This is a genomic window from Flavobacterium sp. P3_A6 (assembly GCF_056403035.1).
The window spans coordinates 135,653-151,017 of the sequence record NZ_JBFUGG010000004.1; the positions used below are offsets into that span (position 1 = coordinate 135,653).

A 15,365-nucleotide genomic window follows, 5' to 3' on the forward strand; every position below is an offset into this window, starting at 1 on the left:
AATGGAATTTAAAACGCTAAGAAATATCGAAAACAGCTTTCGTCAAATAAGACTTTACGCCCTTGTATTTGCCGTTCTCTGCATAAGTGTTGCAGGATATGCCGTATGGCAATCCTACCGCTTTGCAGAAGAACAACGCCAAAAAATCTATGTACTGGACAATGGAAAATCGCTGATGCTCGCACTTGCACAGGATGCATCCATCAACCGTCCGGTCGAAGGGAGGGAACACGTAAGGCACTTTCATGAATTGTTCTTTACGCTGGCTCCCGATAAGAATGCTATCGAAAGTAATATGAGACGTGCGTTTAATCTTGCCGATAAAAGTGCCTTTGATTATTACAAAGACCTTTCGGAAAAGGGATATTACAACCGTATTATATCAGGTAATGTGCAGCAGCGTATTGAAGTGGATAGTGTGGTCTGCAATTTTGACACCTATCCCTATGCGGTCCGCACCTATGCGAAACAGTTCATCATCCGTTCCAGCAATGTGACCAAACGTAATCTGATTACTTCCTGCTATCTGGTCAATTCCGTCCGTTCGGACAATAACCCGCAGGGCTTCAATATAGAAAAATTTTCAGTGGTCGAAAACAAGGACATTGAAGTTATCGAACGCTAAAAATAATCGTATGGAAACATTTTCAGATTTAAACACTTTCGCTATAACCCTTACCGAAAAAGGATATAGTGGTTATTTCCACACTCAGGGCGCGTATCCCGGAAAGCTAAAAGACAGTATCTGTGAATACCTCGAAAGTTGCCAAAAGGATGCCGACAATTTGCCTAAACAGGAATTGTTGCTGACAAGCTATCTGCAATGGTCGGGAGAAGATAAGCCTCGTGTTGAATGCAGTATGTGGGTAAAATACTTGAACGGCAAATTCTCTCTCAACAGAATGGAGGTAGCAAAAAAAGATGGCTTCGGACAACTGATGAAAAAATCAGCTCTGACAGACCTTTCTATACTATCCGTACCCAAAGCGATTGCTTCAATCTCTTTGGTTAGTGAAGAACCGAAGCAAGAGGCAGAAAAAAGTCCAAAGCGTTTCAAGCTATAACAAAAGAAATTAGAAGGCTATGAGAAAATTAAGAGCAACTATGGAAAGGTACTTTGACAAGCTGGATGAACGTTGGCGGGTATTGCCAATACAAAAACAGCATCAATGTATGCTGTACTTCTTTGTGGGTTATCTGCTACTTACTGCGGGGGTCATTGGCAAAGTATGGTATGAAACTTCAAAGTCCCGAAACGATATAGGCATTGAGCATATCGTGAACCCCATCCACAAAAAAAATGAAAGTCCTACAAAATTGCAGGATACATTAACAACAATTTTAAAATATAAGATTTATGAAAGAAAATGAGAACAAAAAAACGGTTGTTCGGGTAACGGAAGGTAACCCTGCAGCAACCGATGAGGTACTGCAAGACAGTACACAGGATAAAGTCCAGAAGCTAAAAAAGCCACTGATATTTGGTTTAATGGGAATCGTATTTGTAGGCTGTATGTACCTGATCTTTAAACCGTCTTCCGAGAAAAAGGAAGTCGAGAAAATTGGACTGAACGATGTCGTGCCTCAGGCTACGGGTACAGGAATGCCTGACGATAAGGGTAAGGCATACGAAGAGGAAATGCTGGAACGTAAGAATCAGGAAAAACGGAACGATCTCACATCTCTTTCTGATTACTGGAATGCAGACGAAAAAGGAGAACCAGGAGAGGACTTGTCTGAAGAGGAAGAAAGCTCTAGTAGTGCCAACGTATCTGGAAAACAGAGTAATCCCGCCTTGAACAGTTACCGCAACGTGCAAAGCACATTGGGCTCTTTCTATAAGGACGATAATTCTGAAACACAGAAACTCCACAAGCAATTGGAAGAATTAAAGGAAAAGCTGGCTGAGAAAGACATTCCTGCCAAAGTAACTGTCGATAACCAATTGGCATTGATGGAGAAATCCTATCAGATGGCAGCAAAATATCTTCCTTCAGGTGCAAGCAGGGGAGAAGCTGCACTTGCCAATGGTACAGATTCCAAATCTTCGTCCTCTACTCAAAAAGAGCAGTTTGTGGCATTCACAACTACAAGAAAGAACACCGTATCCACCTTGTACCGTGAGCCTACCGATAGTGTCTTTTTAGCTGATTGGAGTCAAAACAAGAACAGCAGTTTTTATACTGCAGGTGCTTTAGAGCAAGTGGTACAACCCAAAAACAGTATCAAAGCCTGTGTACAGGAAACGCAGACCATTATCGGTGAAAGCGGTGTACGCCTCCGCTTATTGGAACCGGCCCAAACGCCTAATCGTACCATTCCCAAGGGAACAATTTTAACGGCTAACGCCAAACTTGAGGGAGGACGTTTACAGATGAAGGTTATTTCCATAGAATTGGACGGAAACATCCTCCCGGTTGATATTACGGTTTATGATCTGGACGGTCAGCAAGGTTTGTATGTGCCGTATTCGCCCGAAATGAATGCCCTTACCGAGATGGCTGGCAATATGAGCCAACAATCTGGTACAAGCCTGATGCTTACCCAATCAGCAGGACAACAGGTTGCCGCTGATTTGAGCCGTGGCGTAGTTCAGGGCATTTCGGGTTATTTCTCCAAAAAAGTGAAGACACCGAAAGTTACTCTAAAGGCAGGGCATCAACTGTTCCTTGTTTCCAAAAAATAATGTTAAACGAAAATAGAATTAAACAATGAAAAATTACTTTAAAACCTTTTGGGCATTTGCCCTAATCATCGGCTTTACCGTATCTTCTTTTGCACAGGACAGTGCAAAAACTTCTCTTACATTGGGCAAGATAGAACCGTACTGTATGGAAGTTACTTATGACAAGACTTCGCATCTGATTTTTCCAACCGCTATCCGCTATGTGGATCTGGGCAGTGAATACCTGATTGCAGGAAAAGCTGAAGATGCAGAAAATGTACTTCGTGTAAAAGCATCGGTAAAAGAGTTTGGGACCGAAACCAATTTTTCGGTGATTACCAATGACGGCCATTTTTACAGTTTCAATGTGCATTACAGCTCATCCCCCGAGGTGTTGAGTTATGACCTGCTGACAATGCAAAAGACAGTGGATAAAGCCAGCGGAAACGACGTGCTTTTTGAAGAATTGGGTAATAACTCACCATCACTGGCAGGCTTATTATTGGAGACCATTTACAAAAACGATAAGCGCATTGTAAAGCATATCGGAGCGAAAAGTTTCGGCATACAGTTTTTTCTCAAAGGAATTTACATCCATAATGGTAAATACTATTTCCATACGGAACTGATAAACCGTACCAATGTTCCTTTTCAAATTGATTTTATCAATTTCAAGGTTGTAGACAAGAAGATAGCAAAGCGTACCGTGATACAGGAAAAATCAATGATACCACTACGCACTTACAAGCCACTGGGTGAGATTGACGGCAAAACAACAGAACAAAATGTGTTCCTGTTAGACCAGTTTACCATTGCGGATGACAAGATGTTGCTGATTGATATTTTCGAGAAGAACGGAGGAAGGCATCAAACCCTTCAGGTAGAAAATTCCGATTTGATTAAGGCTCGTTTGATTACCGATATGCACTTGAAATTTTAATAATCCATTAAACGTATTAACAGAAAAATGAAAAAGTATATCTATACGGCGATGTTTATCCTTATAGGCTTCACTATCGCACAGGCACAACGAATGCTGCCTAAACAAAAAGGGTTGGAAGTAAACGCAGGAACCTTATCCGATGACCATCCAGGCAGGAACTACTATCTCAATATCGGTATGACTGTAAACGGTAAAAATGGCAATTACCAGCTTTGGGCTTTGGAATACACGCACCAATATGATGAGTATAAAGACCTCTGTTTACCACAGGAAACCTATACAACCGAAGGTGGTTACAGTTTCTTTCTGCTGGGTGACGCCCGTAAGAGCATTACCCTTAATACAGCCATAACTGGTGTACTGGGTTATGAAAGTATTAACCGAGGCAAAAATCTGTTGTATGATGGGGCAAAAATATTGACTGAAGACAACTTCATTTACGGTGCAGGCGGACGGCTGTCTTTTGAAACATATTTGTCCGACCGTTGTGTATTGATCCTTCAGGGGCGCACTAAAGTTTTGTGGGGTACTGACTTGGAACAGTTCCGAACTTCAGTAGGTCTGGGATTGAGGATTAACTTTTAAAATATAAAACTATGACAGCATTTTTCAATAGATTCAAAATAGGCTTACTGCCAATGTATGTATTGCTGGCAATCCTGACAAGCTCTGTTACATCTTGTAGCAAAGGCGAACTGGAAATACAAAATGATTTCCCTTTTGAGCTTAAGGTTATGCCCGTACCCAAAGAAATTGCTAATGGCAATACCGTGGAGATTAGGATAACTATACTGTCAACCGGCAATTATAATAACACGCAATATTATCTTCGCTACTTTCAGTTTGATGGACAAGGAACTTTGCAGTATTATGAAGAACCGCCGTATCTGCCCAACGATTTGTACCCGTTGCAGGCGAAGCAATTTAGGCTCTATTATACTTCGAACTCCACTGTATCGCAATCCTTTGACGTATGGATTTCGGATAATTTTGGGAACGAAAAGCAATTGAGCTTTGAATTCAATAGCAGTAATTGATAAAATTATTGACGGTTAATATAAATTAAATTGACCTGCTATATTTAGCAGGTCAATTTTTTATTGTTTTTTTTTAGGTTAAATATTTGGTAATCAGTTGGTTTTTTAAATGGTATATTCTAAAATTATTTTAGGTACTAGAGAATTATATAAGCATTGAAATAATAATAATGATTGTGAAAATTTTTCTCATATTTTAACTATTTTAGTTGAAATATTTTATGATTATATGTTTATATCAAAATTGTCACTAAGAAACTTTAGAAATTTCAGAAATGTTTCTCTGAATTTTAATAAAGGTGTAAATACCATTATCGGGGAAAATGGCTCAGGAAAAACAAATCTTTTTCATGCAATCAGGTTATTAGTTGATGAAAGTATGCCTAGAGGCGTAAGATTATATGAAAGCGATTTTAATCGTTCACTCGGAAAATGGACTGGACATTGGATAATAATTCAAATAGAATTTCAAGAACTTGACTCTAGTGAAGAAGCACAATCAATCGCTATGCATAAGATTGGTGCTGTCGATGATTTTGATACTACTCAAGGAACATATTCTATGTTTTTCCGTCCTAGGATTGAAATAAGACGAAATCTTTTTAAACTTTCTCAAAGTGATGACAAAACTGTCGAAGAATTGGAAAAACTACTAAGTGGAGTTTCATTAAATGATTATGAGTCAGTTTTTGCAGGAAGAGGAAATGTTGATTTCTCAGATGAGGAAACATACTCTCAATATGTAGGCAATTTTACTGAGATTACATTTCCTGATCCTGACGACGAACAAACGGATGTCTATGGTATAAAAATGTATGGCATCTCAATTCCTAATGAATTCGCCTGTACTTTTGCAAAAGCACTTCGGGATGTTGAGTCTGATTTACGCTCATATAGAGATAATCCATTATTGAATCTGTTAAGAGATAAAGAAAAAAATATTTCCATTGACAAAAAACATGAAATCGAAGAACAGGTTGATATTTTAAATAAGAATATTTCAGGCTTAGAGGAAGTAAAAGGAGTTTCAAAAGGTATTACCCAAACTATTAAGGAAGCCGTTGGTGAGACATACGCACCTAACGTGAATATTAAATCCGAATTGCCTTCAGAAATGGAAAAGATCCTTCAATCTTTAAAATTATGGGTAGGCGACCCTGATGAGGAAGGGCACGAAGGACGATTATGGGAATTGAGTCTTGGAGGAGCGAACCTGATTTATCTTTCACTCAAATTATTAGAATTTGAAAAAATAAAGAAAGAAAACAAGATTGCAAATTTCATTTTGATTGAAGAGCCTGAAGCACATATACACACCCATATTCAAAAAACACTATTTCAGAAGTTAGATAAGGAAAGAACACAGGTGTTTATTTCTACACATTCCACCCATATATCTTCGGTATGTGAAATAAGCTCTATGAATATTTTAGGGAGGGGCAAACAAAGAGCTCATGTATTTGCACCTTCAAGGAATCTTAAAGCAGATAAAATAATTAAACTGGAACGATATTTAGATGCCAACAGAACTAACTTATTGTTTGCAAAAGGGGTTATTCTTGTTGAGGGAGATGCTGAACATATATTGATTCCTGAAATTATAAAAAAAGTACTTGGGGTATCTTTAGATGAACTTGGAATCTCTTTAATAAATATTGGTAGTACTGGATTTGAGAATGTTGCTCAATTATTTCATAAAGACAGAATACATAGAAATTGTAGTGTTCTGACTGATAACGACCTTTCTATCGTTAAGTTGCCTAAAGACCCGAAGGATGATAATCAATACGAGAGGGACTGTCGCAATTCTCAAATCTCAGGAGTAGACAGAAAAGAAAAATTAGAACTTTTTTGTAAGGATAATGATTTCGTCAAACCATTCTATGCCAAACATACTTTTGAGGTTGATTTTTTACTTGAAGGAAATTCACATGAAGTTATTCAGACAGTTGAAAAGGAATATAAAAAACAAGCAAATATCGACCGAATTAAAGAATTGCTTAAAGATGATGATGTTTCCGTTTCAGGAAAAGAAATCTTAAGGTTAGCTGAAAAATTCGGAAAAGGTTGGTTTGCTATTATGGTTTCTTTACACATAAGCAACATTACGTCCATCCCTGATTATATTTTGGATGCAATTGTATTTGCCTGTCCAACCCTTAATCAAAGCGTATTGCTTGCTATTGCCAAATACAGACTTAATAAATTAAAAGATAACCATTACACAGGAGATACAACCGATTATAAGTCAATCCTTGATAAGATAATCTTAATTGAAGATGGAGTGGAGGCATTAGAATTCTTTATTGAAGAGTTACCTTATGATGTGTTGTCTAAATTAATAAGTAAATTAAATGCTTAAAGGTTTAAGTCCCCAACAAACTGATGCAGTAATTGAGCCGGGAAATGTTCTTTTGACTGCATGTCCAGGAAGTGGTAAAACACGGGCACTCACTTACAAGATTGCTTATGAGTTAGAACGTCTCACTAATTCTAAAAAAATCATCATAGCCGTTACCTTTACCAATAGAGCAGCTGATGAAATAAAAAAGAGAATACGTGAACTAAATGCTGATGATACTAATTTGTGGGCTGGCACAATTCATTCCTTTTGCTTAGAATGGATTCTCAGACCTTATATGTGTTATTTGGATGACCTTAAAAATGGGTTTTCAATTTCAGATGAATACAATTCTGAAAATTTGATGGATGAGTTGAAAAAAACTTATGGACTTAATTTTTGGGATTCCGTCTCTACTAAATATCTACCAGATGGAGAAAAAGAAGAAACAATTTACAGGGCATTAATAGATGAATACCACAATGCGCTTGCCAGTAAAAAATTGATTGATTTCGACCAGATACTCCATTATGCACATAAATTGATTTTAGGATATCCTAAAATCTCGGAAATCCTTAAAAATATGTTTCATTTGGTATGTGTAGATGAGTACCAAGACACACAACAGCTGCAGTATTCAATTTTGGCAAAAATAATGAAGGGAGCATCTGGGGATTGTAAGATGTTTTTTGTTGGAGATTCTGATCAAGCAATATACGGGTCATTGGGAGGTGTGGCAAAAGAACTTGAGGAGATTAAGAAGGAGTTTGGGGTTGTTTTCACAAGTAAAGAATTATCTGGAAATTATAGGTCTAACCAACAAATTATTGATTATTATCGAAACTTCCAAACTACTGACATTGATATAAAAGCATTAGGAACAAATGCAGATGATAATGCTGTGATAACCTACAACAGAGTAGTTCATAAAGATAATTTAGCAGTTAGTATTGCAGAAATAATAAAGCAGAAAATTGCTGATGGAGTTCCTGCACATGAGATATGTGTTCTTGCGCCGACTTGGTATCTCGTAATTCCTATGGGAAGAAAATTAAAATCACTTTTGCCTGATGTAAAATTTGATGCAGTCGGTTTATCTCCACTACTTAAAAATAGAGAGAATACTTGGTTTAAAATTGCAAGATTATTTCTTGTCTTACCTTCCCCAAAATCTTTCGTAATAAGAAAGCGTTGGGCATCAGAACTTATCAACGAGTTAGAAAGTTTAGGAATTATACTCTTTGAGGATAAAGAATTCAAATCAAAAACATTATTGAAGTTAATAAACTCAATTTCATCCGAAGAGACTGATGGATTACAATATTTGGAGGAATGCTTTCTTGAATTATTTGAGAAATTGGGAATTTCAATTTCTTCAAATGAGATGCTTGAAGTACACTGGGCAACTTTTTTTGATGGTGCAAAAACAAGACTTGAAAATTCTGATTTTGATTTAGCAAAAGACATAGAGAGTTTTAGAAAAATGTTTAAACATGAAGAAGGCGTTGTTGTTAATACTTGTCATGGCATTAAAGGAGAAGAGTTTGATACAGTCATTGCTTTTGGATTATTACATGGAAAATTACCCAATTGGAATGAAACTGGAAACAGGGCAACTGAAAAATTATTGTATGTAATTTGTTCAAGGGCTAAACGTGAGTTACATCTTATATCAGAGACAGGCCGTGTAACAAATTCGGGGAGAGCTTATAATCCCACTTATCAACTTAGCTCACTTGAGTATGATTATGATTGAATTAACGGATTTTGGTTTGACATAATCCACAAGGTTATTATTTAATCCATAATAGTGAAATTTTACATCACACTTTTTTCTTGCCTAAAATGATTTCATGAAAAAAGTAAAAATAATGATACCTCCAAAGCGGCGTTCTTTTGCTTCTTTTCTTTGGTCGCTGATGTGGAAAGAAAAGAAGTTCCCAAAACAACAAAAGGGATAATGAATATCCCTTAGAAACCAGATTGCAACCTGTTTGGCAAAATATAAGAGAGAAATTTATGGATTGACATATATTTTACCAAAGTGGTTGCACCGATTTGACGCAAAATGACTGTCCCGACCACCGGAAGGGAGTGTCATTTTGCCGCCCGATTTTGACTATCAGGCGACTTTTATGGGATTGGTGCTAAAGTCCTTTAGATTGTGAAAAAAACCCCTGTACGGTGTCATACCGTGCCGAAATAAGTTCCATAAAAGRGAGCATCCCATTTGGGTTAAAGAGGAATTGATAAACAAATCCTGTTTCTCTAGTGCTTCTGCTAAACTACAGCTTGGCGTGTCATCCTCTTGTTCGGACTGCTTCAATAATTCTCCAAATTCTTCGGTAATCATTGGCAGGCTTGCCACCGTTTCGTATTTCTCCGAATTGGGTTGATGAATGTTTCCTATGGTAGACAGCAACACTTGTCCTGTGTGCTGGCTGTTACCAAAATCTAACCAATATTTCGGTTCGTCCCTGTGATGTCTGTGGTTGCCTATTTCTTTCAGTATTTCGGCAACTCCAAACCTCGCTTGTACATTGTCCACGCAGGTAATGTATAGAGTTGCCTTTGCATTTTCGGGTATTCTGCCTAAATTGTTCTTTTCAAACTTTGCGGTTTCGGCTTTCCAATTTGTTCCTGAAAAGCGGTTTGCACGGTTGATGAGGGCAACGGACTTGTACAGGCCTGTTTCACTTTCTGCAAACCGCTGTCTTCCTAAATTGGCATTGGTCACTGTATCATCATCCCATAAGCGGACACGTAATCCTGCGTGTCCCAATTCAATTAAGCTGTGGTTCATTTCCATTAAAGCGGTCAAAACCTTTGAGCCTGTCCCGCCTGCACCGATTAAGTTTACCGTAATGGGATTGGTGGGGCTTATCAGATAGTTATCGGTAAAATGTACTTTTAGTTTCTCGGTATTCATAACAAAATATTTTTAAGGGTTTTGTTGTTCTTTTTTAATACATCTTTGGGAAAGGCTTCACTTGTTTCAATTAGTTTTTTCCAAAGGCTTACACAATTCCCTTTTATCGGGCTGTGTTCCCCTAATAGATGGCTGAAATAGCTGTTAAAAAAGTAGTTTTCCCAAGCGGTGGTAAATTCTTCTACAGAAGCAGATTTTTGAATATCTATGCTTACAGTTCCCATACATACTTTGCCATCTTCATAAATGTTGAAGAAAGGAGCATAATACAAAGGCGTATTTTGGGTAGGTCTTCTATTAGTTGCAAGAGCAAAAACGGTAAGGCTGTTTTTATTGGCATACCAAAGCATTGATGGTACATGTGCTTTGCCATTGGGTATGCCCAAACCGTTTACAAAGAAGAATTGCTGTTTCTGTGCTTTGGTGTACCAAAGTACCGTGCCTTTTTCGCTCGGATTGATGTGCAGTATATTGGTCGGCAAAATTCCTTTTGGCTTTAAAAAGGCTTTGTCCTTTTCTTTGTCAGTGTGTAACGCCTTTGCCAATACTTTGGCTTCATTTACGGTCAATGGATGGGCATTGACAGGAGTTCCGTTTTTGTCCATATCAAAATGCTCTACATACATATCGGTATTCGTTCCTTTGGTTTGGTAAAAAACCAATGCAGATTTTGGGTGGTAAAGCGTTCCGAAATTCTCGGTTATGTCGTTTATAGTGTTCATTTTCTTGTCGTTTTATAATCAAACAAAAGTGTACAGAGTTCATCCAATAGGGCAAACAGGCGGTTCTCAAAATCAAGGTTGGTTTTTGTTATGTTGCTTCCGTCAAAGCGTTTGAAAATGGTAGGTTCTTCCATTGCTCCATACTCGTTAAACTCATTGTTAATACTGTCGGCAAGCCTCTCATACAGCCAACCTGTGGTATCTGCTATAAAGGAGATGTACTTTTCCATTCCAACGGTTTCGGACTCGTTTTCATCATTATAGGGGTCTTCTTCGGGTCTTGGAGCGTTTCGGAAAATGCTCTCGTGTGGATATTTCGTATAGAGGACAAAGGCATTGTAAGCCACTTTTTGACACTCTTGGTCGAATGTATCACGGCTTTTAAAATGGTTTAAACGCTGTTCAAAAACTTGTAAATTGATACGGTTGAAAAGCTTCTGTTCTATTCGTTCGCCTATCCATTCGGCTTTTACAATCTCAGCAATACAGCTGTCCGTTTCCTCGGTATAATCATCCTGTTCCACCCAATCGTTCATCATTTCGTACATCCAATACAGATAGCTGTTTTCCTGTCTGTAATAGGGTATGTCAACAATATGGTACAGATAACTGCAAACCGAAACAAGCAATTGAGCCGTTTTTTTGCGCTTTGGGTCATTGAGCATTTGAAAGAGTGGAACAATTGGAATATAGTAAAGGGTTGTACCTGTGCCGTATCGTTCCTCGCTTGTAAAAAATGTTTTCTTGCTATCCTGTACCAAACGTAAATTATACCAATTTACATTGATTTTTTTTAACTTGTTTTCAGCATCCCACATAGCCAAAGCCATATTGTAAGGATAACAATAATTTTTCGTTTGTAACGGTTCAATGTCATAATGTTCTGCAAGTTGGGAAAGGGACTTGTAAAAATCCCTCTCCATTTTTGCTGTTTTCTTACAAGCCTGTACGGATTGCACTGTTTTCAGTTTAGGCAGAAACGCACACTTTAGAAAACCATTGGTAGCATTGCGATTGGTACGGATTTCTGTTTGTCTTTCTGTACTTCGTTTGAGTCTTTGGCTCTCTGCATCCAATGGGCGAACTCGCCTAATTGTCGGTGCAGTTGCCGTTGTGTTTTTTGTTCGGGTATGCTGATAGTTCCCGATAGGATATTGGGTTGCATAGTTCATCGTTTTTGATTTTTGGTTTAACCTTTTGTTCCCATTACACTTTCCAATTTGTATTCTATCCTATCATCACGGATAATAGGGGCAGATACTTTTGCCGTGGTTAGTATGGGATAAGTATTTGCGTAAAAATTCAATACCGCTTCCACACTCCAACGTGGTTCGGGGTCGGTCAGTCTGATGTCCTGTCCTTTATCTTTAAGTATAAATACTCGTTCTAACTGTGTTGCTAATAACATAATTCTTGGATTTTGCATTAAACATTAGGTAGCTCTGTCGCAAACAGACCTGTTGAAGAAAATTTATCTGATAGTTCCGATTTGCGTTTTCGTATCTCGTCAGCCTTTTCGGGGAATTCCGTCATTTCGGGTACTTTCATCCACGCATCACGGAATTTGCCTTCTTTTTCCAATTCATCCGCTTTTGCCATTCCCTCTTTAAATTTCTTACCTTTTGCTTCCTGTTCCTTTTTCTCTTTTTCGCCTTTTTCCTTTTCCATTGCCGATTGCTTTTTAGCTTCTTCCAACTGTTTCATAAAGGCTTCCATATTTACCATTAAACCTGAAGCGGTTTGTAAAGGAGCTGTTATCTGCTGAAAAAATCCCTCATCCAATTCTTCTGCCGTTCCCCTAAGATTAAGTGGTGGTATCAGTTGTTTTGCGCTATCTCCGCATTGTTCGTTTTGGAGCATAACCGATACAATAAGGTTGTTTTCTGCTCCCTTTGCTATGGTTAGGTGTAAATCTCCTTGTATGTCCATTTGTGCTATCTGATTGAAAAAATTAGTCGTTTCCATAATTTAGTTTGATTTTATAGTCTAACATTTGTTTAATTGTAGCTTCGTCATGTCCAATGGCACGTAAGCGTTCTTCATATTTTTCCATTCTCTCCCTGTAATCCTGCTCGGCTTCTTTTCCACGTAGTATCAATAGGTGTGTGTTCCAGCCTGTCATAGCTTCCCTAATTATAATATCAAGTTTAAATACGTATAATCTTTTTTCAGAGTGTTCCTCGTCAGACAGCTCAATCTCTGCATATTGGTTTAAAACGTTCCAATAATTCAGCGACCAATCTTGTTTGTCTCTGCGTTCTGCTTCTACAAATTGGTTAAAAAGGTAGTCTGCAAATTCGTTTTTGTCCTTATTTTCCTTTGTCATGATTGCGATTTTTATATAGGCGACCACCTGTGCAGGCAGTCGCCTGTAATTATTAATTGAGATTTAAGATTTCCGCACCGTCTATTGAAAAGGCAGTACATAGTTCAAATGCTTTTTGTGATTTCATTTGTGCTGTTCCACCCATAACAATAGATTGCAGTTTGGCTTCATCATCCTTGTAACTGCGCACATTTTGGTAGTAGCCTGTCACAGCATTATACGCCCCGAACAATGTGCCTTTGGTGGTGTCCATTTGTTGAGTGTCGCTTGTCATAGCGTAGGCAAAGGCATCTTGCACCACATTTTTGAACACGGTGGAAACTTCATCATCCGCACCCTTTTTAAGTAAATCCAATGTTTCCTTGTTTGGACAAAGTGCTAATTGGATTAGTTTTTTTACTTCTCGGTCAGTTACCATTACTTTAGCCCATTCATTAAATATTCCCTCTAACTGTGTGCTTAAGGTATCCGCCAAGCCCATAAGTTTGTGGGCATTTTCCAAATGCTGTTTTGCTCCCGAAGTATGTTTGATGCGTACCACGTTGCTCATATTACGAAGCGAGGCGTTAAGGGTATTTTGGCAAACAATGCGGATAGGAGTGAAGGCTGCTGTAATGCTTCCACTGCCATCGTGCGAAGTGGTTAGGAAAATGTACTTTTCCGTAACATCATCGCCATTGCCCACTCGGATATAATCGGGTAGTTTAGCTGTGATAAATATGCGTTCGCCCTGTCCCAATGCCCCCGCAGTCTCGTACAGTATTCCCTCGCCACCACCTACAATAGCATCAAAGAAATTGAATGCTTCACGGTTTTGTACGATGTGGTAATCTTTGCCCACCACACCCAATACGGCATTGTTATCGGTACGGATATTGGCAAAGTAGTTGGGAACGTGCAGTTCGTTAATGCCTATTTCGATACCATTTGCGGTTTCAATGATTCCTGAGCCGTTGGTATATAAAGGTGTTTTAATGACTTCATAGTCTAACCCTGCATGTTTTATGGCTTCCGCACTTGTTGGATAGTCCTCTACAATTTGACCTAAACTGTGCCACGCTTTTTGCTGAACGCTGAAAAATGAATAACGCCCTGTACTCTTGTTGAAATTGATATTATGTGCCATGATAAAATGATTTAAAAAGGTTAAAAATTGTTTGAAAACCTGCAGTTAAAATGGGAGGTCGTTCTCTGTTTTGTTATTATTGATTCCCGTGGCAGTTTGTGCCGTTTCGGATTTTTTACCGCCTGCGTGCAATTTGATTTGCGAGGTATTGAAATTCAGCCCTGCGTGTGCTTCTCCGTCATTGCCTGTCCACGCTCTTGCGCTTACCCTGCCTGTGAGTTCTACAAGAGTACCCTTAGTGAGTATGGTCACTACCTTTGCGCTAAGCCAGTAGGCACAATCAAAGAAGGTTGTCTGCTCTATACGTTCGCCCGCTTTATTTCGGTAACTGTCGTTGGTCGCCACTGAAAAGTTTACTACCTGTTTGCTGTTTGACAATGTGCGTACCTGCGCATCTTTTGTCACTCTTCCGATAATGTTCATGATTTCTGCTTTTTTAGTGAATTGATTTTTTTTTGAAATTTATTTATTCGGCAATGAGAGGAGGTGCTGTTTTGTTTCATCAAATCCATTTTTAATATTTTATTTCTCATTGCTGACATTTTTTTTATTCGTTTAAAGAGCCGGAGTATGCTATGTTTTGTTTCATGAGCATAAAAAGGTGAGTGTTTAGCAATAGCAAGGCTTTGATAAAAAATACAACCCGCATGGGTGGAGATTTTTTATCAAATCTGAAGGACTAGGCCTTGCTATTGCGTTAAGAACACGGAGATACCTTTGCTCCTGAAATAAGACAAAAGCATACTGGTCTTAATATTCAAAAATTAAGGGGAAGCAAAGAAGAGATAGGGATATGGTTCTAACAGGTATGAAAAATTTAATCAATATGGGAAAATATCTTAAATCGATGTTTATTTTTTTTTAAATAGAACTGCTGTTTGTGTGTTATTGATTATACAACAGATGTGGGTATACTGTAAATAACTATACCACTAATCATCAAATTCCAAATTGCTGTGACCATTTAATTCGTATCCATTTTTTACATCAATTCAATTGCAATGTTTTGATTTTATGTATGATAAATGCATATTTAAAAATGAATTGGTTACTAATTTGTACTGGTCAAGTAAAACTGGAATGAGGTTGTGAGTCTGACTGTTTTTCCACTAAATGAGGCTCATTATTCGGATTTGTCACCAGCACAATAGAGAACAGACGAAGAAATTCATCTCAAAGACGCACCATCTCCTATTAATCAAATTACTAAAATCTGTTACGGTAGAAGTTATGATTTGTACATACACGAAAAATCGCTAACGCATGTGACGATCAA

The 15,365-nt window shown here is 38.1% G+C and carries 17 protein-coding genes; 9 read left to right on the top strand and 8 right to left on the bottom strand.

Annotated elements, in window-relative coordinates; translation table 11 throughout:
• The first annotated feature begins 1 nt into the window (after nucleotide 1).
• From traK to AC1DVP_RS05935, 9 genes are all read left to right on the top strand, one after another.
• Nucleotides 2-625, top strand: a complete 624-nt coding sequence (gene traK / locus AC1DVP_RS05895; RefSeq protein ID WP_477182573.1) for a conjugative transposon protein TraK — start codon at nucleotides 2-4, stop codon at nucleotides 623-625.
• A 10-nt stretch (nucleotides 626-635) separates the two neighbouring features.
• The gene (locus tag AC1DVP_RS05900) at nucleotides 636-1,064 is read left to right on the top strand and encodes a hypothetical protein (protein WP_477182574.1); all 429 of its coding nucleotides are present in this window, start codon (nucleotides 636-638) and stop codon (nucleotides 1,062-1,064) included.
• Nucleotides 1,065-1,083: 19 nt separating this feature from the next.
• Nucleotides 1,084-1,371 carry a nitrogen regulatory IIA protein gene (locus AC1DVP_RS05905; RefSeq protein WP_477182575.1) on the top strand — a complete coding sequence of 96 codons (288 nt, stop codon included), beginning with the start codon at nucleotides 1,084-1,086 and terminating at the stop codon, nucleotides 1,369-1,371.
• A complete protein-coding gene (traM, locus tag AC1DVP_RS05910; RefSeq protein WP_477182576.1) occupies nucleotides 1,358-2,686 on the top strand; it encodes a conjugative transposon protein TraM in 1,329 nt (442 codons plus the stop codon). The genes AC1DVP_RS05905 and traM overlap by 14 nt, the downstream gene beginning before the upstream one ends.
• Before the next feature lie 25 nt (nucleotides 2,687-2,711).
• Nucleotides 2,712-3,605 carry a conjugative transposon protein TraN gene (gene traN / locus AC1DVP_RS05915; RefSeq protein ID WP_477182577.1) on the top strand — a complete coding sequence of 298 codons (894 nt, stop codon included), beginning with the start codon at nucleotides 2,712-2,714 and terminating at the stop codon, nucleotides 3,603-3,605.
• 93 nt (nucleotides 3,606-3,698) lie between these two features.
• Nucleotides 3,699-4,193 (top strand): conjugal transfer protein TraO, encoded by a 495-nt coding sequence (locus AC1DVP_RS05920; RefSeq protein ID WP_477182705.1) that lies wholly within the window; start codon nucleotides 3,699-3,701, stop codon nucleotides 4,191-4,193.
• Nucleotides 4,194-4,204: 11 nt separating this feature from the next.
• Entirely contained in the window at nucleotides 4,205-4,645 is a 441-nt protein-coding gene (locus tag AC1DVP_RS05925; protein ID WP_477182578.1) for a DUF3872 domain-containing protein, read from the top strand.
• A 229-nt stretch (nucleotides 4,646-4,874) separates the two neighbouring features.
• Nucleotides 4,875-7,007 carry an AAA family ATPase gene (locus tag AC1DVP_RS05930; RefSeq protein ID WP_477182579.1) on the top strand — a complete coding sequence of 711 codons (2,133 nt, stop codon included), beginning with the start codon at nucleotides 4,875-4,877 and terminating at the stop codon, nucleotides 7,005-7,007.
• Entirely contained in the window at nucleotides 7,000-8,742 is a 1,743-nt protein-coding gene (locus tag AC1DVP_RS05935; protein WP_477182580.1) for a UvrD-helicase domain-containing protein, read from the top strand. The genes AC1DVP_RS05930 and AC1DVP_RS05935 overlap by 8 nt, the downstream gene beginning before the upstream one ends.
• Before the next feature lie 366 nt (nucleotides 8,743-9,108).
• Here AC1DVP_RS05935 and AC1DVP_RS05940 read toward each other — a convergent pair whose 3' ends face one another.
• From AC1DVP_RS05940 to AC1DVP_RS05975, 8 genes are read right to left on the bottom strand one after another with little or no spacing between them, the layout of a single operon-like run.
• The gene (locus AC1DVP_RS05940; protein ID WP_477182581.1) at nucleotides 9,109-9,915 is read right to left on the bottom strand and encodes a PRTRC system ThiF family protein; all 807 of its coding nucleotides are present in this window, start codon (nucleotides 9,913-9,915) and stop codon (nucleotides 9,109-9,111) included.
• On the bottom strand, nucleotides 9,912-10,637 hold the full coding sequence (locus AC1DVP_RS05945; RefSeq protein WP_477182582.1) for a PRTRC system protein B: 726 nt from the start codon (nucleotides 10,635-10,637) through the stop codon (nucleotides 9,912-9,914). Before AC1DVP_RS05945 ends, AC1DVP_RS05940 begins: the two co-directional genes overlap by 4 nt.
• On the bottom strand, nucleotides 10,634-11,809 hold the full coding sequence (locus tag AC1DVP_RS05950; RefSeq protein WP_477182583.1) for a hypothetical protein: 1,176 nt from the start codon (nucleotides 11,807-11,809) through the stop codon (nucleotides 10,634-10,636). The genes AC1DVP_RS05945 and AC1DVP_RS05950 overlap by 4 nt, the downstream gene beginning before the upstream one ends.
• A gap of 17 nt (nucleotides 11,810-11,826) precedes the next feature.
• Nucleotides 11,827-12,045, bottom strand: coding sequence for a PRTRC system protein C (locus AC1DVP_RS05955; RefSeq protein WP_099715392.1), 219 nt, complete (start codon nucleotides 12,043-12,045; stop codon nucleotides 11,827-11,829).
• Nucleotides 12,046-12,062: 17 nt separating this feature from the next.
• Nucleotides 12,063-12,602, bottom strand: coding sequence for a PRTRC system protein E (locus AC1DVP_RS05960; RefSeq protein ID WP_477182584.1), 540 nt, complete (start codon nucleotides 12,600-12,602; stop codon nucleotides 12,063-12,065).
• On the bottom strand, nucleotides 12,589-12,963 hold the full coding sequence (locus AC1DVP_RS05965) for a hypothetical protein (protein WP_477182585.1): 375 nt from the start codon (nucleotides 12,961-12,963) through the stop codon (nucleotides 12,589-12,591). The genes AC1DVP_RS05960 and AC1DVP_RS05965 overlap by 14 nt, the downstream gene beginning before the upstream one ends.
• A gap of 52 nt (nucleotides 12,964-13,015) precedes the next feature.
• Nucleotides 13,016-14,089 (bottom strand): DUF932 domain-containing protein, encoded by a 1,074-nt coding sequence (locus tag AC1DVP_RS05970; RefSeq protein WP_477182586.1) that lies wholly within the window; start codon nucleotides 14,087-14,089, stop codon nucleotides 13,016-13,018.
• Between the two features lie 45 nt (nucleotides 14,090-14,134).
• Nucleotides 14,135-14,512: a single-stranded DNA-binding protein gene (locus AC1DVP_RS05975; RefSeq protein WP_477182587.1), complete on the bottom strand. Its 378-nt coding sequence runs from the start codon at nucleotides 14,510-14,512 to the stop codon at nucleotides 14,135-14,137.
• Between the last annotated feature and the right edge of the window lie 853 nt (nucleotides 14,513-15,365).

Bases quoted from the DNA above. Each gene is read 5' to 3' on its own strand.
- AC1DVP_RS05905 (WP_477182575.1), top strand. From the start codon at position 1,084: ATGAGAAAATTAAGAGCAACTATGGAAAGGTACTTTGACAAGCTGGAT.
- AC1DVP_RS05920 (WP_477182705.1), top strand. From the start codon at position 3,699: ATGCTGCCTAAACAAAAAGGGTTGGAAGTAAACGCAGGAACCTTATCC.
- AC1DVP_RS05955 (WP_099715392.1), bottom strand. From the start codon at position 12,045: ATGTTATTAGCAACACAGTTAGAACGAGTATTTATACTTAAAGATAAA.
- AC1DVP_RS05945 (WP_477182582.1), bottom strand. From the start codon at position 10,637: ATGAACACTATAAACGACATAACCGAGAATTTCGGAACGCTTTACCAC.
- AC1DVP_RS05900 (WP_477182574.1), top strand. From the start codon at position 636: ATGGAAACATTTTCAGATTTAAACACTTTCGCTATAACCCTTACCGAA.
- traN (WP_477182577.1), top strand. From the start codon at position 2,712: ATGAAAAATTACTTTAAAACCTTTTGGGCATTTGCCCTAATCATCGGC.
- AC1DVP_RS05935 (WP_477182580.1), top strand. From the start codon at position 7,000: ATGCTTAAAGGTTTAAGTCCCCAACAAACTGATGCAGTAATTGAGCCG.
- traK (WP_477182573.1), top strand. From the start codon at position 2: ATGGAATTTAAAACGCTAAGAAATATCGAAAACAGCTTTCGTCAAATA.
- AC1DVP_RS05930 (WP_477182579.1), top strand. From the start codon at position 4,875: ATGTTTATATCAAAATTGTCACTAAGAAACTTTAGAAATTTCAGAAAT.
- AC1DVP_RS05965 (WP_477182585.1), bottom strand. From the start codon at position 12,963: ATGACAAAGGAAAATAAGGACAAAAACGAATTTGCAGACTACCTTTTT.
- traM (WP_477182576.1), top strand. From the start codon at position 1,358: ATGAAAGAAAATGAGAACAAAAAAACGGTTGTTCGGGTAACGGAAGGT.
- AC1DVP_RS05950 (WP_477182583.1), bottom strand. From the start codon at position 11,809: ATGAACTATGCAACCCAATATCCTATCGGGAACTATCAGCATACCCGA.
- AC1DVP_RS05960 (WP_477182584.1), bottom strand. From the start codon at position 12,602: ATGGAAACGACTAATTTTTTCAATCAGATAGCACAAATGGACATACAA.
- AC1DVP_RS05970 (WP_477182586.1), bottom strand. From the start codon at position 14,089: ATGGCACATAATATCAATTTCAACAAGAGTACAGGGCGTTATTCATTT.
- AC1DVP_RS05975 (WP_477182587.1), bottom strand. From the start codon at position 14,512: ATGAACATTATCGGAAGAGTGACAAAAGATGCGCAGGTACGCACATTG.
- AC1DVP_RS05925 (WP_477182578.1), top strand. From the start codon at position 4,205: ATGACAGCATTTTTCAATAGATTCAAAATAGGCTTACTGCCAATGTAT.